16 protein-coding genes are annotated in these 16,076 nt (G+C 74.7%); 6 read left to right on the forward strand and 10 right to left on the reverse strand.

What is annotated here, in order from left to right; translation table 11 throughout:
* Positions 1-122 precede the first annotated feature (122 nt).
* Both Q0817_RS12020 and sigK read right to left on the reverse strand, forming a co-directional pair.
* Positions 123-929 carry an anti-sigma factor gene (locus tag Q0817_RS12020; protein WP_298587750.1) on the reverse strand — a complete coding sequence of 269 codons (807 nt, stop codon included), beginning with the start codon at positions 927-929 and terminating at the stop codon, positions 123-125.
* On the reverse strand, positions 926-1,534 hold the full coding sequence (gene sigK / locus Q0817_RS12025) for an ECF RNA polymerase sigma factor SigK (protein ID WP_298587753.1): 609 nt from the start codon (positions 1,532-1,534) through the stop codon (positions 926-928). The genes Q0817_RS12020 and sigK overlap by 4 nt, the downstream gene beginning before the upstream one ends.
* 118 nt (positions 1,535-1,652) lie before the next feature.
* Here sigK and Q0817_RS12030 point away from each other — a divergent pair, with 118 nt between their 5' ends.
* Complete coding sequence (locus Q0817_RS12030; protein ID WP_366139874.1) at positions 1,653-2,597, forward strand: hypothetical protein; 945 nt, start codon at positions 1,653-1,655, stop codon at positions 2,595-2,597.
* A 22-nt stretch (positions 2,598-2,619) separates the two neighbouring features.
* Positions 2,620-3,327, forward strand: coding sequence for a class F sortase (locus Q0817_RS12035; protein ID WP_298587756.1), 708 nt, complete (start codon positions 2,620-2,622; stop codon positions 3,325-3,327).
* Here the strand turns inward: Q0817_RS12035 and Q0817_RS12040 are convergent.
* Positions 3,306-3,452 (reverse strand): hypothetical protein, encoded by a 147-nt coding sequence (locus Q0817_RS12040; protein WP_298587759.1) that lies wholly within the window; start codon positions 3,450-3,452, stop codon positions 3,306-3,308. The two genes, Q0817_RS12035 and Q0817_RS12040, sit on opposite strands and share 22 nt — an antisense overlap.
* A gap of 179 nt (positions 3,453-3,631) precedes the next feature.
* Between Q0817_RS12040 and Q0817_RS12045 the strand changes: the two genes are divergently transcribed.
* The gene (locus Q0817_RS12045) at positions 3,632-4,468 is read left to right on the forward strand and encodes an alpha/beta fold hydrolase (RefSeq protein ID WP_298587762.1); all 837 of its coding nucleotides are present in this window, start codon (positions 3,632-3,634) and stop codon (positions 4,466-4,468) included.
* Positions 4,469-4,585: 117 nt separating this feature from the next.
* Here the strand turns inward: Q0817_RS12045 and Q0817_RS12050 are convergent, their stop codons facing one another.
* From Q0817_RS12050 to Q0817_RS12075, 6 genes are all read right to left on the reverse strand, one after another.
* Complete coding sequence (locus Q0817_RS12050) at positions 4,586-4,945, reverse strand: antitoxin (protein ID WP_298587765.1); 360 nt, start codon at positions 4,943-4,945, stop codon at positions 4,586-4,588.
* 61 nt (positions 4,946-5,006) lie between these two features.
* Positions 5,007-6,419, reverse strand: a complete 1,413-nt coding sequence (locus tag Q0817_RS12055; RefSeq protein ID WP_298587768.1) for an FAD-binding oxidoreductase — start codon at positions 6,417-6,419, stop codon at positions 5,007-5,009.
* 249 nt (positions 6,420-6,668) lie between these two features.
* Positions 6,669-8,216 (reverse strand): gluconokinase, encoded by a 1,548-nt coding sequence (locus Q0817_RS12060; protein ID WP_298587771.1) that lies wholly within the window; start codon positions 8,214-8,216, stop codon positions 6,669-6,671.
* Complete coding sequence (locus Q0817_RS12065; RefSeq protein WP_298587774.1) at positions 8,216-9,238, reverse strand: L-idonate 5-dehydrogenase; 1,023 nt, start codon at positions 9,236-9,238, stop codon at positions 8,216-8,218. The genes Q0817_RS12060 and Q0817_RS12065 overlap by 1 nt, the downstream gene beginning before the upstream one ends.
* Positions 9,239-9,332: 94 nt before the next feature.
* On the reverse strand, positions 9,333-10,100 hold the full coding sequence (locus Q0817_RS12070) for an SDR family oxidoreductase (protein ID WP_298587777.1): 768 nt from the start codon (positions 10,098-10,100) through the stop codon (positions 9,333-9,335).
* 7 nt (positions 10,101-10,107) lie between these two features.
* Positions 10,108-11,487 carry a GntP family permease gene (locus tag Q0817_RS12075; protein ID WP_298587779.1) on the reverse strand — a complete coding sequence of 460 codons (1,380 nt, stop codon included), beginning with the start codon at positions 11,485-11,487 and terminating at the stop codon, positions 10,108-10,110.
* Positions 11,488-11,630: 143 nt separating this feature from the next.
* Here Q0817_RS12075 and Q0817_RS12080 point away from each other — a divergent pair, with 143 nt between their 5' ends.
* The 3 genes from Q0817_RS12080 (at position 11,631) to Q0817_RS12090 (ending at position 13,327) form a co-directional block, all read left to right on the forward strand.
* On the forward strand, positions 11,631-12,404 hold the full coding sequence (locus Q0817_RS12080) for a FadR/GntR family transcriptional regulator (protein WP_298587781.1): 774 nt from the start codon (positions 11,631-11,633) through the stop codon (positions 12,402-12,404).
* Between the two features lie 52 nt (positions 12,405-12,456).
* Positions 12,457-12,960 carry a nucleoside deaminase gene (locus Q0817_RS12085; protein ID WP_298587784.1) on the forward strand — a complete coding sequence of 168 codons (504 nt, stop codon included), beginning with the start codon at positions 12,457-12,459 and terminating at the stop codon, positions 12,958-12,960.
* A 157-nt stretch (positions 12,961-13,117) separates the two neighbouring features.
* Positions 13,118-13,327: an antitoxin gene (locus Q0817_RS12090; protein WP_298587787.1), complete on the forward strand. Its 210-nt coding sequence runs from the start codon at positions 13,118-13,120 to the stop codon at positions 13,325-13,327.
* A gap of 190 nt (positions 13,328-13,517) precedes the next feature.
* Here Q0817_RS12090 and uvrA read toward each other — a convergent pair whose 3' ends face one another.
* Complete coding sequence (gene uvrA, locus Q0817_RS12095) at positions 13,518-16,028, reverse strand: excinuclease ABC subunit UvrA (RefSeq protein ID WP_298588005.1); 2,511 nt, start codon at positions 16,026-16,028, stop codon at positions 13,518-13,520.
* Positions 16,029-16,076 lie beyond the last annotated feature (48 nt).

Raw genomic sequence — 16,076 nt, forward strand, 5'->3', positions numbered from 1 at the left:
TGCCGTTGCCGTTGCCGTTGCCGTTGCCGTTGCCGTTGCCGTTGCCGTTGCCGTTGCCGTTGCCGTTGCCGTTGCCGGAAGAGTGTGCCGCGGTCATGGCCTCATTCTGGCAGGAGCCGCGCTCAGATCTCCGCGGTGGCCAGCACGGGCAGCGTGGGTGTCTCGGAGCCGCCGGCGGGCTCCACGGTCATGGCCACGGCCCCGGCGCGGTCGACGTCGCCGTCCAACCAGACCTGCACCTGTCCTCCGCCGAAGTGCACGTCCGGCACCGGGGTCTCGTCCTGCAGGAGCCACAGCTGGTACTCCTGCCCCTCCCCCGGTCCCGCGAGGTCGGAGGCGACGAACAGGGCGGCGTCCTCCTGCGCCGAGACCACCAGGGTGGCGGGGCGGCCGTCCACCTCGAGCTGGCGGGTGGTGACGTCCGGGGCGCTCAGCAGCCGGTTCTGCCGGTCCTGCTCCTGGGCGACGAGCTGCTGCTCCCGCTGCTCGGTCTGCGTGCCCACGGACCAGCCGCCGAGGGCGGCGGCGGGCAGGAGCACGGCGGCCGCGGCGGCGGTCAGCCACCGGCGCCGTCCCCGGCGCCGGTCCGCCAGGGACACGACCGTGGCCCCGGACGCGTCCCCGGCCCGGTGCTCCGCCGGGTTCTCCGCCCGGTGCTCGGACTGCTGCTCGGGCTGCTGCTCGGGCCGCGTCCCGCGCACGGCGGCGAGGACGTTCTCCCGCAGCGCCGCCGGCGGCGGCTCGGCGACGGCGGAGGCCAGGTGCGCCCCGACCTCGCCGAATGCGGCCACCTCCTCCTGGCAGGCCGCGCAGCCGCGCAGATGGAGCTCGAACGCGGCTCGCTCGCCGGGCTCGAGGGCGTCCACGGCGTAGAGCACCGCGTCGGCGTGGACGTCGCCGGTCCGGCCGTCCCCCTGGATGTCCTTCACTGCCGCACCCCCAGTGCCGATCTCAGATTGTTGAGCCCGTCGCGGATCCTGGCCTTCGCCGTGCCCAGCGGGACGTCCAGGTGCTCCGCGACCTGGCGGTGACTGTACCCCCGGTAGTACACCAGGCAGACGGCCTCCCGCTGGATCGGGCTGAGCGCGCCGAGCTCCGCCCGCACCTCCCCCGAGTCCAGGGACTGCTCCACCTCGCTCCAGGTGGAGTCGGACGGGGTCTCCGCCTGGCGGAGCTCGTACTGCTGGTCCCGGTCCCGGTCCCGCTGGTTCTGCCGGATCCGGTCCACCGCACGGCGGTGGGCCATGGTGCACAACCACGCCAGCGCCGTGCCGCGGCCGGCGTCGAAGCGCTCCGCCTGTTGCCAGGCCATCAGGTAGACCTCCTGCACCACCTCGGCGGCCAGCTCCGGGGAGCGGACGAGCCGCACCACGAGACCGTGGACCGTCGCCGAGGTCGCGTCGTACAGCCGGGCGAAGGCGTCCTCGTCCCCGTCCACGACACGGCGCAGCAGCTCGGCCTGTTCCTCGCTCCGTCCGGGGGCGGGAGCCGGGGTGCCGGCACCGCCGCTCCGGCCGGTCGGTCCTTCGCTCACACCATCTCGCAGTTCACTCGGGGAGCAGCACCTCGCCCGGGACCCGGGCGAGAGCAGTGTCGAACTGCACCCTGCCACACCGGGCCGATGTCTTGCCATCGACACACTCGCCGTCTCCATGACTCCTGTTCGTCGCGGGACCGGCACCGGACGGGTCCACGGGCCGTCCCGGCGCGGCGAGAAGTTCTTCGCCTCCGCACCCATCCGGGAGCCGACCGGCGGCGAACTCCTCGTGCACACACCGAAAGTGCGCACACGGCACGACCCCCGGTACGACACAGGAGAGAATCTGATGCGCAAGTCCATGTTCCTCACGGTCCCCACCCTGGCCCTCGGCGCGCTCACCATGGCGGCGGCGCCCGCCGCGGCCCACGAGTCCGACATGTGGTCCACCCAGGCCACGCTGAGCGCCCTGAACGGCTCCGGCACCACCGGTGACGTCATGGTCGACGTCCACGGCTCCGAGGCCACCGTCACGATGAACGTCTCCGGCGCGGCCGAGACGTTCATGGACGGCCCGTTCCCGCACGCCCAGCACATCCACATCGCCGCCCAGGGCGTGTGCCCGCCCGCCGACGCGGACACCGACGGCGACGGCGTGGTCTCCACCCCGGAGGGCCACCCGTTCTACGGCATGATCGGCACGTCGCTCACCACCGAGGGCGACAGCAGCCCCGACTCGGCCCTGGCCGTGGAGCGCTTCCCGGGCGGGTCCGCCTACACCTACGAGCGGACCCTCCAGCTGGACGGGGCCACCGCCGAGGCCCTGCAGAACGGCACCGCGGTCGTGGTCGTCCACGGTGTGGACCCGGCCAAGATGCCGGCCGCTGCCGCCGAGAAGATGAGCCCGTTGAACGAGGAGCTGCCCCTGGCCGCCACCCTCCCGGCGGCGTGCGGCACCCTGACCGCCTCGCAGATGGGCGCGATGCCGGAGGGCGGCGCCGACACCGGCGTGGCCCAGGAGACGGGCTCCGGCACCGAGGCCGTGGCGCTCGGCGGCGGTCTCCTGGCCGCCGTGACCGGCGCCGCCTGGACCCTGCGCCGTCGCGCCGCGCGCGCCTGATCCGGCGAGGACGGCTCCTGCCATGACGGGATCGACCCCCGGTCGCCGCGGAGGCCTGCTGGTCTCCGCGGCGACCGCCGTCCTGCTCGCCACCGGCTGCGTCGCCGGCTCCGGTGGCGGCTCCGGTGGAGGGACCCCGGCCGCTCCCGGCGCCACGCCCCCGGCCGCGTCGGCCGCGGCGCCGAGCACTGCCCCGTCCACGCGCCCGAACACGGAACCGGACGCGGGACCGGACGCGGCACCGAGCGCGGGACCGACCTCGCAGCCGCCCGTGCTCGACTCCTCCGCCCCCGTCTCGCTGACCGTCCCGGCCATCGGCGCCGGGTCCGAGCTGCTGCACCTGGGCCTGCGCGAGGACGGCTCCCTCGAGGTCCCGCCCGAGGGGCCCGGCGCCCCGGCGAGCTGGTACACGGCCTCTCCCACCCCGGGAGAGCGCGGACCCGCGGTGCTGCTGGGGCACGTCAACGCCACCGGCGGCGGCCCCGGGGTCTTCGCGGGCCTCCGCGCCCTGGAACCCGGGGACCGGATCGAGGTGGCCCGCGCGGACGGCACCACCGCGGTCTTCGCCGTCGAGCGCGGGGAGCAGTACGGCAAGGACGACTTCCCCACCCTCGAGGTCTACGGCAACACGGAGGAGGCCGAGCTGCGGCTCATCACGTGCGACGGCTACGACCCGGCCACCGGGGAGTTCGACGACAATTACGTGGTCTACGCCGCCCTGGTCACCTGAGCGGCGGGGCCGCCGGCGGTCATGGCGGCCCGCACGAGCACCTCCGCGGCCCTGCGCGCCTGCGCCGCGGCCTCGGGGTCCCGGCGATCGCGGCGTTCGTCCGGGCGCCCTGCGCGAGGAGGCACGGCCGGGGAGGGAGTCCTCGGCGAACCGGTCCGCGTGGTGGTCGTGGACCGCCTGCCGCCGCGCCCGAGGGGTGGCCGCGCGGTCGACGCGCTCGCGCGGGGAACGACCGTTCCCTAGGCTCTCCAGCAGAGAACGACCGTTCTCTGCAGCCATCGCTCCAGCGAGAGGAAGCACATCCATGGGTCACATCACCGTCGGCACCGAGAACAGCACCGACATCGAGCTGTACTACGAGGACCACGGCAGCGGTCAGCCCGTCGTCCTCATCCACGGGTACCCCCTGGACGGCTCGTCGTGGGAGAAGCAGACCGACGCCCTCCTCGGGGCGGGGTACCGCGTGATCACCTACGACCGCCGCGGGTTCGGCCGCTCCAGCCGCCCCACGACCGGCTACGACTACGACACGTTCGCCGCGGACCTCGACACGGTCCTGAGCACCCTCGACCTGAACGACGCCGTGCTGGTGGGCTTCTCGATGGGCACGGGGGAAGTGGGGCGCTACCTCGGCACCTACGGGTCCGCCCGGGTGGCCAAGGCCGCCTTCCTGGGGTCGCTGGAGCCCTACCTGCTGCAGACCGAGGACAACCCCACGGGAGTGCCGCAGGAGGTCTTCGACGGACTGACCGCCGCCGTGACCGCCGACCGCTACGCGTTCTTCACCGAGTTCTTCGGCAACTTCTTCAACACGGACACGTTCCTGGGCACGGACCGGCTGAGCCAGGAGGTCGTGGACGTCAGCTGGAACATCGCCAGCCGCTCCGGGGCCGTGGCCTCGGTGGCCGCCCAGCCCACCTGGCTGACGGACTTCCGGGCCGACATCCCCAAGATCGACGTGCCGGCCCTGATCCTGCACGGCACCGCGGACAACATCCTGCCCATCGACGCCACCGGACGGCAGTTCCACCAGGCGCTCCCGGAGGCAGAGTACGTCGAGATCGAGGGCGCCCCGCACGGGCTGCTCTGGACCCACGCCGCGGAGGTCAACGAGGCGCTGCTGGACTTCCTCGCCCGGTAGCCGCGACCGTCCCGAGCGGCACGGCCCTCCGCCGCCCGGGACGACGACGAACCCCGCCGGCCGCGCGCTCCACGCGCGGCCGGCGGGGTCCGGTCCTGTCCTGGGGCTCGGGAACCGTCAGTGGCGGGGGCCCCGGTCCGGCTCCCCGGTGCCGGGCACGTCACCGGGGCGGTCGGTCGCGGCCGGTCCCCCCGGCTGCCCGTCCGGGCGCTCGCCGGCGGCGGGGCCACCCGTGGTCGGGCCGCTCGGAGCGGGCCCGCCCGGAGCCGGGTCGCCGGCCGTCCGGTCACCGGGGGCGTGGCCCCCGCCGAGGAACCGGCGCGCCTTCTGCTGGACCGAGTCCACGTGGCGCTCGTACTTGCGCCCGGTGCGCTTGTCCACGAAGCTGCCGGCCTGGTCGAGGACCTTGTCGACCTTGTCCGGGTTGCGCTGGGCGAGCTGCTTGGCCTTGGCCGTGAGCCCCTTGAAGTTCACCATCACGTCTCCTTCCGAGAGAGGTCACCGCGCGCGGAACCGCCGCGGTGCTGCCACGAGTCCATCATGCGGAGCTGTCCGCCGGCTGGCCGCCGGGACCCGGGCGCTCCTGCCCCACCACGTGCTGGAAGCGCAGCAGGTTCTCCGGGTCGTAGAGCGCCTTGGCCCGGACCAGGCGGGCGTAGACCTCCTCGGACCACGCCCGGGCGTGCTCGCTCTCCCCGCCCGGGACCCCGTGCATGTTCACGAACGCCCGTCCCGTGGACCACGGGGCCATGGCCTGCAGGATCTCGGCCAGCGCCCGGGGCGTCGCCTCGGCCACGTGGGGCGCGAGCCAGCCGATGAGCTCCAGGAAGAACGCCGCGTCCCGTCCCGAGACCGCGTCCTGGGTGCCGTCCGCCCGGGCGAACGCCCCGCCCATCAGGCGGATCCCCACCTCCGGCAGCGGGCACCGGCTGCCGGGCCCGGCGCGCTGCAGCAGCGTCATGACCGCGGCGGCGTCGAACTCCCTCAGGAACTCCCCCGTGAGCACGTAGAGCCCCGGCTCGGTGGCGTCCATGTGCACCTGGTCGATGTCCCGGTAGTCCATGGGCCCCACGAGGTCCAGGACCGGCCGCGAGACCTCCCGCATCGGCGCGAGGACCCGGGCCCCCTCCTCCTCCGGACCCACCCAGCAGAAGCGCAGGTGCACCAGCATCCGCTTGTGCAGCTGCTCGGGGACGGTCGGGTCGTGCGGCATCCAGCGCAGGGCCACGGACGTCGAGGCGTGCTCCGGCAGGGTGGGCGCCCACCGGCTGAACGCGCTCAGCACCTCCTGGGCGTCGCTGCCGGGGTAGAAGATCCCGCCGCCGTAGAGGTCCTCCAGCGGGACGAGGTCGAGGGTCATGGCGGTGACGAGGCCCAGGTTGCCCTTGCCCCCGCGCAGGAGGGCGAACAGCTCCGGCTCGTGCCGGGCGTCCACGTGGCGCAGCCGTCCGTCGGGGGTGACCACGTCGAGGCACAGGAGGTGGTCGGCGGCGAAGCCGAAGACCCGCCCGAGCACCGGCAGACCGCCGCCCAGGGTGTAGCCCACCGCCCCGGCGTCGCTGGCCGAGCCGTTGAGGACCGCGAGCCCGTGGGGCGCGACCGCGTCGATCACGCGGCGCCACCGCACGCCGGCGCCGATCCGTGCCGTCCGGCGGCGGGGGTCGACCTCCAGCTCCTGCATCCGCTGGGTGGTCACGAGCAGCCCGCCCTCCATGGGCTGGTCCGCGCCGTGGCCCGTGGACTGGATCCCCACGGGCTCGTGGTGGGCGGCGGCCCACCGCATCGCGGCCACCACGTCCGCGGTGTCGGTCACGCCGACCACCACGTCCGGGTGGTGCACGCCGGCCAGGTTGAACCCGGCGACCTCCTGCGCGAAGCCGTCGTCGTCCGGCAGCAGGACCGGGCCGCGGACCTGCCGGCGGAGTTCGTCCACGTCCGTTCTCGTGATCATGGCGGGCCCCCTCGGCACCGACGATCCGCGGTGCGGGGCCGGACGGTCCCGCACGCGCCACCGAACGGGTCCATTCTCCCACGCGGACGCGCCGGTGCACCCTCGGAGCGGACACCGGATCGTGCGCCCGACCGCCCCGGAGCGCTTCGGACCGCCTCGCACGGCCAGGCAGGACGGCGAGGCCGGGCGAGGCCGGGCGAGGCCGGGCGCGGCCGGAGCGGCGCCGGCGGACCGGTGCCGCCGGGAGGATCAGTCGCGCTCGAGCGGCAGGGAGGGCGCCAGCCGGCGCAGGGACGTGAACGTGGGCACGAGCGCCTCGTAGAGCTGCTCGAACACCGGCTGCAGGGACGCGTGGACCGCGGCGTCGGCGGGGTCCGGGCGCACGGTGGACTGCACCTCCACCAGGTCCGCGGCCACGTCGACGGACTCGATCAGCCCGAGCGCCTGCATCCCGAGCAGCGCGGCGCCGAACCCGGAGCCCTCGTGCCCCGAGGCGAAGGAGATGTCCGTGCCGAGGACGTCGGCGAGCAGCTGCCGCCACAGCGGGCTGCGGGCGAAGCCGCCGGTGGCGCGGATCTGCTCCACGGCCAGACCGGCCGAGCGCATCGACTGCAGGACCAGCCCGAGCTGCTGGCACACCCCCTCCAGGGCCGCGCGCACCAGGTGCTCGCGGCGGTGGGCGCGGGTCAGCCCCACGTAGGCGCCCTTGGGCAGGGAGCTCCAGTGCGGGGCGCGCTCGCTCAGCAGGTAGGGCAGCATGAGCAGCCCCCCGGAACCGGCCGGGACGCTCGCCGCGAGCGCGAGCAGCTCCTCCTCCGGCTCCTCCCCCAGGTCCGGGGCGAGAGCGTCCCCGGCCCAGCCCAGGACCACGCCGCCGTTGTTGATCGCCCCGCCGACCACCCAGCGCCCCGGGGTCAGGGCGTAGCAGAAGACCCGACCCAGCGGGTCCACCACGGGACGGTCGACGACGACGCGCAGCGCGCCGCTCGTGCCGATCGAGCAGGCCGCCACCCCGGGCCGGACCGCACCCAGCCCGAGGTTGGCCAGCGGCCCGTCACTGGCCCCCACCACGACCGGCGTGGTGGTGGGGAGCCCGGTGGCCCGGGCGCCCTCGTCCGTGAGCCCGGGCAGGACGTGGGTGGTGGGCACGAGCTCGGGCAGCTGCTCGGGCAGGATCCCGGCGTGGGCGAGGGCCTCGCCGTCCCAGGCGAGCTCGTGGATGTCCATGAGGCCGGTGGCCGAGGCCACCGAGTGGTCCACCACGAGCGCGTTGCACAGCCGCAGCAGCACGAACTCCTTGATGCCGGCCCAGAACGCGACGCGCTCGCACAGCTTGGGCTCCTGGTCGTGGAACCACACGAGCTTGGGCAGCGGGGACATCGGGTGCACCGGGGTGCCCGTGCGCCGGTGCAGGGCGAGCCCGCCCGCGCTCGCCCGCAGCCGTTCGGCCTGGACGCTGGCCCGGGTGTCGGCCCAGGTGATGAGCGGGGTGAGGGGCTCGCCCTCGGGCGAGAGGCCGAGCAGGCTGTGCATCGCGGCGCTGAAGGACAGCCCGGCCACCCGGTCCGCGCCGACCTCCTCGACCACCGCGCGGACGGTGTCCAGCACGGCCTGCAGGATCAGCTCGGGGTCCTGCACTGCGTGGCCGGGGTGCGGCTCCTCCAGCGGGTAGCCGGCCGAGGCGGCGGCGAGCTGCTGCCCACCCACGGCGAAGGCCACGGCCTTGGTGCTCGTGGTGCCGATGTCGACGCCCACCACCACGGGATCCGGGTGCCCGGTCGCGGCCCGCCCCGGCATCAGTGCCGCTCCCCGGCCCGCAGGGACACGAGGACCTTGCCGGAGACCGCGGAGTCCCGGGCCGTGGCGAAGGCCTCGACGGCCCGGTCGGCGGGGAACTCGTGCGTGACCACGTCCTCGATCCCGGGGCGCGCGGCGAGCAGCTCGATCGCCTCGTCGATCTCGTCGTCGAAGCGGAAGGAGCCGCGCAGCTGGAGCTCCTTGGAGACCAGCGGGGCCAGGTTCACGGGGCGGGCCTGGTCCGGCACCATCCCCACCTGGACCACGACGCCGCCGCGGCGGGCGCCCACCAGCGCGGGCCCCACGGCCGCGGGCACGCCGGAGCACTCCAGCACCACGTCGAACGCCCCGGACGGGACCTGCTCGGTCCCCACCCGGACGGTGCCGTGCACGCCGAGCCCGCGGGCCCGCTCGAGCGGGCCCTCGAGCACGTCGGTGGCCACGACCTCGGCCGCGCCGCGGGCCAGGGCCGCCGCGGCGGTGAGGAGGCCGATCGGTCCGGACCCGGAGACGAGCACACGCCGGCCGGTCACGTCCCCGGCCACGGTGAGCCCGTGCAGGGCCACGGCCAGCGGCTCGGCGAGCGCGGCCCGGCGCAGCGGCAGACCGGCCGGGAGCAGCCGGACCATGTCCCGGCGGACCAGCAGGTACTCGCTCATCCCGCCCTGGGTGTGCGGCCGGGTGGAGGCGCTGCCCAGGTAGGCCCCGCCGGGCCACAGGTGGCGCCGGTCCTCGATCCCGGGCTGGGGCGTGCCGAACGTGGCCGGGTGGACCGTCACCGGGGTGCCGGGGGCGAGCTCGCCGGCGGGGTCCAGGTCCACCGTGCCGGAGACCTCGTGGCCGGGCACGAGGGGCTCCCGGACCACGTACTCGCCGTTGGCGCCCTCGGCCCAGTAGTGCAGGTCCGATCCGCACACCCCGCCGTAGGCGATCCGGAGCCGGACCTGCCCCTCGGCGGGTTCCGGGGTGGGCACCTCCTCGACGCGCAGGTCGTCCTTGCCGTGGATCACGATGGCCTTCATGAGCTCTCTTCCTGGTGCGTCCCGGGGCGCCGCCGCGGTGCTGCGGGGCGCCGCCGGGCGGTGCTGCGGTGCGGTGCGGTGCTGCAGGTCCGGGTCAGAGGACGGAGGTCATGCCGCCGTCGACCAGGACGTTGTGGCCCGAGACGAAGCTGGAGGCGTCCGAGCACAGGTAGACCAGCGTGCCCACGAGCTCCTCGACCTGTCCCCAGCGCCGGGCCGGGGTGCGCTCGACCACCCAGTGGTTGAACGCCTCGTCCTCGATCAGCGCCTGGTTCATCTCGGTGGCGAAGTAGCCGGGCGAGATCGCGTTGACCTGGATGTTGTGCCGGGCGAGGTCCGCGGCCATCCCCTTGGTGAGCATGACCACCCCGCCCTTGGTGGCCGAGTACGGGGCGATCGTCTGCCGGGCGAGCACCGACTGCACGGAGCCGATGTTGACGATCTTGCCCGAGCCGCGCTCCTGCATGCCGGGGACCACGGCCCGGGACACGTGGAACACGCTCGAGAGGTTCGCCGCGACGATGTCCTCCCAGTCCTGGGCTGCGAACTCGGCGAAGGGGGCGCGGCGCTGGATCCCGGCGTTGTTCACCAGGATGTCCGGGACGCCGTGCTCGGCCAGGACCGCGTCGATCCCCGTCCGCACGGCCCCGGCGTCGGTGAGGTCGAAGGCCGCCGTGACCGGGTCCGTGCCCGTGCGGCCGGCGATCTCGTCGCGCACCCGGGCGAGCGCGTCGCCGTCGCGCCCGTGCAGGACCACGCGGGCCCCCGCCTCGGCGAGGCCCGTGGCCAGGGCCCGCCCCAGTCCCCGGGAGGAGCCGGTGACGAGGGCGAGCCGGCCGGTGATGTCGAAGACGTTGCGCACGGCGGCCTCAGGCGATGTAGAAGATGACGAGGACGATGGCGAAGCCGACGACGGACTCGAGGGCCTGCTGGACCGTCCAGGTCTTCAGCGTGGTCTTGACGTCCATGCCCATGAGCCGGCCGACGAGCCAGAAGCCGGAGTCGTTGACGTGCCCGGCGAAGACCGAGCCGGCGGCGGTGGCCAGGACCACGGCCGCGACCTCCACGGAGTTGAAGCCGCCCGCGGCCACGGCCGGGGCCATGAGGCCGGCGGCGGTGACGAGGGCCACGGTGGCCGAGCCCTGGGCCAGGCGCAGGACCACGGCGATGATGTAGGCCGCGAAGATGACGGGCAGCCCGATGCCGTCCAGCGAGGACGCGAGGGCGTCGCCGATGCCGGAGGCGCGCAGGATGCCGCCGAACATGCCGCCGGCGCCGGTGATGAGGATGACGGAGGCGACCGGGCCCAGGGAGGAGTCGATGACCTTCTCCAGGGCGGTGCCGTGCTCGCCGCGGCGGGTGCCGAGGACGAACAGGGCCACGAGGACCGAGATCAGCAGGGCGACCGGGGACTCGCCGAGGGCGGAGAGCACCTGGAACCATTCGGCGTCCGCCGAGACGGTGCCGGCGGCGCGCAGGAAGTCCAGCCCGGTGTTCATGAAGATCAGCACCAGGGGCAGCAGCAGCAGGGCGATGATGGTGCCGACCCGCGGCGGGTTGGTGGGCTGGTCGGGGTCGACGTCGCCGAAGAAGCCCGGGACGGGCAGGACGTACTTGGTGCCCACGCGCTTGCCCCACAGGTACGCGGAGACGTACCAGAGCGGGAAGGCCAGCAGCAGGCCGATGAGCAGGACCATGCCGAGGTCGGCGCCGTAGAGCTCGGTGGCGGCCACGGGCCCCGGGTGCGGCGGGACGAAGACGTGCATGACGGAGAACGCGCCGGCGGCGGGGATGCCGTAGAGCAGCACGTTGTTGCCGCTCACGCGGCGGGCGACCGCGAAGATGATCGGCAGCATGACCACGAGGCCGGCGTCGAAGAAGATCGGGAAGCCCATGATCAGGGAGGCGATGCCGAGCCCGAAGGGCGCGCGCTTCTCGCCGAAGACGTCCACGAGCTTGTCGGCGAGCGCCCGGGCGCCGCCGCTGTGCTCCACGAGCTTGCCGAGCATGGCGCCCAGGCCGATGAGCAGGGCCACCGAGCCGAGCGTGCCCCCGAAGGCGGTGACCGCGGTGTCCACGATCAGGCCCGTGGGGATGCCGGTGGCGAAGGCCGTCAGCAGCGCCACGAGGATCAGGGTGAGGAAGGCGTGCAGCTTGAACCTGATCACCAGGACCAGGATCAGTGCGATGGCGGCTGCTGCGATCGCCAGCAGTGGCGCGGTGCCGAGGGTCTGTGTCCAGTCTTCCACTGAGCTTCTCCGTTGATCTCGTGCCTGCGGACAGGCCTTGGGGTCTCGTCGTGAGCCACGACACACGCTAGGCTGACAGAAAGATCATACTTTTGGCAACAGGGTGCGGCGCGTCGGGGTCGCACAGGACGGACGGAGCGGCCATGCACGGGGTGGAGCAGCACAGCGGGGTGCTGGACCGGCTCGGCGAGAGCATCGCCTCCGGGGCGCGGGCGCCGGGCACCGTCCTGACGCTCGCGGCCCTCGAGGAGGAGTTCGGGGTCTCCCGCACGCTCGTGCGAGAGGTCGTGCGCGTGCTCGAGTCCATGGGAATGGTGGAGTCCCGCCGGCGGGTGGGCGTCACCGTCCGTCCGGAGCGGGACTGGAACCCGTTCGACCCCCGGGTGATCCGGTGGCGGCTCGGCGGGCCGGGACGGGACGAGCAGCTGCGCAGCCTCACGGAGCTGCGGGCCGCGATCGAGCCCGTGGCCGCCCGCCTGGCCGCGGGCCGGGCCGACGGGTCCACCCGGCGGCGCCTCGTGGAGCTCGCCGCCCGGCTGCGCGAGCTCGGCGAGGCCCGCCGCGGCACGGACCCCGAGTACCTGGAGGTGGACACCGCCTACCACGCGCTGCTGCTGGAGGCGAGCGGCAACCCGATGCTCGCCGCCCTGCAGGACGTGGTCGCCGAGGTGCTGTCCGGGCGCACCGCGTTGGGGCTCATGCCCCGCTCCCCGGCCCCCGGGGCGCTCGAGGACCACGAGGCCACGGCCGCCGCCGTCGCCGCCGGGGACGCGGCCGAGGCCGAGGCCCGGGCCCGCTCCGTGGTGACGGAGGTGCTCGAGGGGGTCGTCGAGGGGACGGACCGACGGGACGAGCGAGGGGACGGGCCGACGGAACGGGCAGCGGTGACAGGGAGCGGGACCGGACCGGTGCCCTGATGCTTCCCGGCGTGCTCCGGTGCGCCGCCGCCCCGGCCCGTAGGCTGGAGCCATGGGCATCTCGGAGACCGACCGCGGACACCTGCGACGCTGCGTGGAGCTGGCCCGCGAGGCCCTCGACGCCGGGGACGAACCGTTCGGTTCGGTGCTCGTCTCGGCCCGGGGAGAGATCCTCTTCGAGGACCGCAACCGGGTGGCCGGCGGTGACGCGACCCGGCACCCCGAGTTCGAGATCGCCCGCTGGGCGGCCGCCCACCTGACCCCGGAGCAGCGCTCCGCGGCCACGGTCTACACCTCGGGCGAGCACTGCCCCATGTGCGCGGCCGCCCACGCCTGGGTGGGGCTGGGCCGCATCGTCCACGCCTCCTCCTCGGCGCAGCTCGGACGGTGGCTGCACGAGCTCGGCGCCCCGCCGGCCCCCGTCGCGGCGCTGCCGGTCTCCCGGGTGGCCCCGGGCGTGCCGGTGGACGGGCCCTGCCCCGAGCTGGCCCCGGCGGTGCGGGAGCTGCACCAGGAGCTGCACCGGGCACGGCAGCGGGCGCGGCAGCGGAACTGACCCGCGAGGCCGCGGCTGACGGCCACCGCACACGGCCGCGTCGCCGTGTGCCGCATCCTCGGCGAGGGGTGGCCAGGGCCCCCGTCCGGGGACCAGGATGGAGGAGTACCTCCGGCGGGCGGCGCCCGCCGGAACCGCTCGACGAAAGGAAACGGACATGGTGGACATGGGAGGATTCGCGGACAAGGCGAAGAACCTTGCGGACCAGCACCCGGACCAGGTGCAGCAGGGCATCGACCGGGGCGGCGACGCCGTCGACGAGCGCACCGGCAACAAGTACGAGAGCCAGGTGGACCAGGGCCAGGAGAAGGCCGGGGACTTCCTCGGCACCGGCGAGCAGGACCAGAAGGACCAGCAGCAGAACTGATCCGCAGCGCCTCTCGCGCAGCCCCCGCCCGCCGTCCGGCGCGCGGGGGCTGCCCCGTTCCGGGACACCCGCCCCGCGAGGTCGCGGCTGACGGCGACCCGTCCGTGCCCGGTCGCCGTCAGCCGCGACCTCGGCGCAGGAGGGGAGCGCAGGAGCGCGGCGCAGGAGGACGGCGCAGGAGGGACGGGGGTCAGGCGAGGGCGTCGGCCAGGTAGGGGGCCGTCCGGCTCCGCGAGCACCCGGCCACGTCCGCCGGGGTGCCGGCGCACACGATCCGCCCGCCGGCCTCTCCGCCGGACGGGCCCATGTCGATCACCCAGTCCGACGCCGCCACCACGTCCATGGCGTGCTCCACCACCACCACGGTGTTCCCGGCGTCCACCAGGCGGTCGAGCTGGCGCAGCAGCAGCTGCACGTCCTGCGGGTGCAGCCCCGTGGTGGGCTCGTCCAGGAGGTACAGGGTGTGGCCGCGCCGCGCCCGCTGCAGCTCGGTGGCCAGCTTGATCCGCTGCGCCTCGCCGCCCGAGAGCTCGGTGGCCGGCTGGCCGAGCCGCAGGTAGCCGAGCCCCACCTCGAGCAGGGTGCGCAGGCTGCGCGCGGCGGCCGGGACGTCCGCGAGGAACTCCGCGGCGGTCTCGACGCGCATGCCCAGGACGTCGGCGATGCTCCGGCCCCGGTGGGTCACCTCCAGCGTCTCGGGGTTGTAGCGGGCGCCGTGGCAGTCGGGGCAGGGTCCGTAGGTGCCGGGCAGGAACAGCAGCTCCACGGCCAGGAACCCCTCGCCCTGGCACGTCTCGCACCGGCCTCCGGTCACGTTGAAGGAGAAGCGTCCGGCCCCGTAGCCGCGGGACCGTGCCTCGTCGGTGGCGGCGTAGAGCTTGCGGACCGCGTCGAAGAGCCCCGTGTAGGTCGCCAGGTTGGAGCGCGGGGTCCGGCCGATGGGCCGCTGGTCCACGCGGATCAGCCGGTCCAGGTGCTCCAGGCCCTCGACCGCGCCCACCCGCGCCCCGGCCGCCGGTGCGGTCGCGGCGGCGCCCTCCGGCTCGGCCGGCGCCGCCCCGCCGTGCACGTGCCGGCCGACCGTCTCGGCGAGGACCTGGCTGACCAGCGTGGACTTGCCCGAGCCGGAGACCCCGGTGACGGCGGTGAGCACGCCCAGGGGGACCTCCGCGTCGAGGTCCACCAGGTTGTGGCGCGAGACCCCGCGCAGCCGCAGCCACCGCTCGACCGGTCGCGGCGTGCGCTCCGCCGTCGTGCTCTCCCGGGAACCGTCGCCAGAGCCGTCCCGGGAACCGTCCCGGGCGCCGTCCGGGAACAGGAACGGACGCGTGGCGGACTCCGCCACCTCGGCCAGGCCGGGGACGGGCCCGCTGTACAGCACGGAGCCGCCGCGGTCCCCGGCCTGGGGCCCCACGTCCACGACCCAGTCGGCGCGCCGCACCACGGCCATGTCGTGCTCCACCACGAACACCGAGTTCCCGGAGGCCTTGAGCTCCTCGAGCACGGCGAGCAGAGGTTCGGCGTCGGCGGGGTGCAGGCCCGCCGAGGGCTCGTCGAGCACGTAGACCACCCCGAAGAGCCCGGAGCGCAGCTGGGTGGCGATCCGCAGGCGCTGCATCTCCCCCGGGGAGAGCGTGGGCGTGGACCGGTCCAGGCTCAGGTAGCCCAGGCCCAGGTCCAGCAGCACCTGCAGCCGCGCGAGCAGGTCCTTGGCGATGGTCACCGCGGCCTCGCTGCGCTCCCCCGAGGACACGGCCCGCGAGGCGGTGCCGGCGTGCTCCAGGGCGGCCGTGGGCCGGACCACCTCGGCCAGCTCGCCCAGGGACGCCCCGTTGAGCTCGGCGATGCTCCGGCCCGCGAAGGTCACGGCCAGGGCCTCGGGGCGCAGGCCGCTGCCGGCGCACGCGGGGCAGGGACCCGTGACCACGTACTGCAGGACGCGCTCGCGCATCTGCTGGCTCGCGGAGTCCGCGAGGGTGTGCAGGACGTAGCTCCGGGCGCTCCAGAACCGGCCCTTGTACGGCTTCGCCACCCGGTCGCGCTGCGGGGTGATCTCCACGACCGGCTGCTCGTCGGTGAACAGGATCCAGTCGCGCTCCTCCCGCGGCAGCTCGCGCCAGGGGACGTCGACGTCGTGGCCGAGGTGGCTCAGGATGTCGCGCAGGTTCTTGCCCTGCCACGCACCGGGCCACGCGGCGATCGCGCCGTCCCGGATGCTGAGCGCCGGGTCCGGGACCAGGGACGACTCGGTGACGTCGTGCACGGTGCCCAGGCCCGAGCACTCGGGGCACGCCCCGGCGGCGGTGTTGGGCGAGAAGGCGTCCGAGTCCAGGCTGCCCGCGGCGGACTCCGGGTAGGTGCCCGCCCGGGAGAAGAGCATGCGCATCGAGTTGGACAGCGTGGTGAGGGTGCCCACCGTGGAGCGCGAGCTGGGCGCGCCGCGCCGCTGCTGCAGGGCGACGGCCGGCGGCAGCCCGGTGATCGCCTCGACCGCAGGGTTGTGCCCCTGCTGGATCAGGCGCCGGGCGTAGGGCGCCACGGACTCCAGGTAGCGCCGCTGGGCCTCGGCGTAGATGGTGCCGAAGGCCAGGGAGGACTTCCCCGACCCGGAGACGCCGGTGAAGGCGACGATCGCGTCGCGGGGGACGTCCACGTCCACGTGGCGCAGGTTGTGCTCGGAGGCCCCCCGGACCCGGACCATGCCGGTGCGGGTGACGTCGGAGGTGGGGGCCGGGGTGGTGTCGGGGTG

Source organism: uncultured Kocuria sp. (assembly GCF_947500125.1).
Lineage (GTDB): Bacteria > Actinomycetota > Actinomycetes > Actinomycetales > Micrococcaceae > Kocuria.

Excerpts from the sequence above, each read along its gene's own strand:
- Q0817_RS12030 (WP_366139874.1), top strand. The coding sequence starts at position 1,653 with ATGACTCCTGTTCGTCGCGGGACCGGCACCGGACGGGTCCACGGGCCG.
- Q0817_RS12035 (WP_298587756.1), top strand. The coding sequence starts at position 2,620 with ATGACGGGATCGACCCCCGGTCGCCGCGGAGGCCTGCTGGTCTCCGCG.
- Q0817_RS12045 (WP_298587762.1), top strand. The coding sequence starts at position 3,632 with ATGGGTCACATCACCGTCGGCACCGAGAACAGCACCGACATCGAGCTG.
- Q0817_RS12050 (WP_298587765.1), bottom strand. The coding sequence starts at position 4,945 with ATGGTGAACTTCAAGGGGCTCACGGCCAAGGCCAAGCAGCTCGCCCAG.
- Q0817_RS12055 (WP_298587768.1), bottom strand. The coding sequence starts at position 6,419 with ATGATCACGAGAACGGACGTGGACGAACTCCGCCGGCAGGTCCGCGGC.
- Q0817_RS12060 (WP_298587771.1), bottom strand. The coding sequence starts at position 8,216 with ATGCCGGGGCGGGCCGCGACCGGGCACCCGGATCCCGTGGTGGTGGGC.
- Q0817_RS12065 (WP_298587774.1), bottom strand. The coding sequence starts at position 9,238 with ATGAAGGCCATCGTGATCCACGGCAAGGACGACCTGCGCGTCGAGGAG.
- Q0817_RS12080 (WP_298587781.1), top strand. The coding sequence starts at position 11,631 with ATGCACGGGGTGGAGCAGCACAGCGGGGTGCTGGACCGGCTCGGCGAG.
- Q0817_RS12085 (WP_298587784.1), top strand. The coding sequence starts at position 12,457 with ATGGGCATCTCGGAGACCGACCGCGGACACCTGCGACGCTGCGTGGAG.
- Q0817_RS12090 (WP_298587787.1), top strand. The coding sequence starts at position 13,118 with ATGGTGGACATGGGAGGATTCGCGGACAAGGCGAAGAACCTTGCGGAC.
- uvrA (WP_298588005.1), bottom strand. The coding sequence starts at position 16,028 with ATGGTCCGGGTCCGGGGGGCCTCCGAGCACAACCTGCGCCACGTGGAC.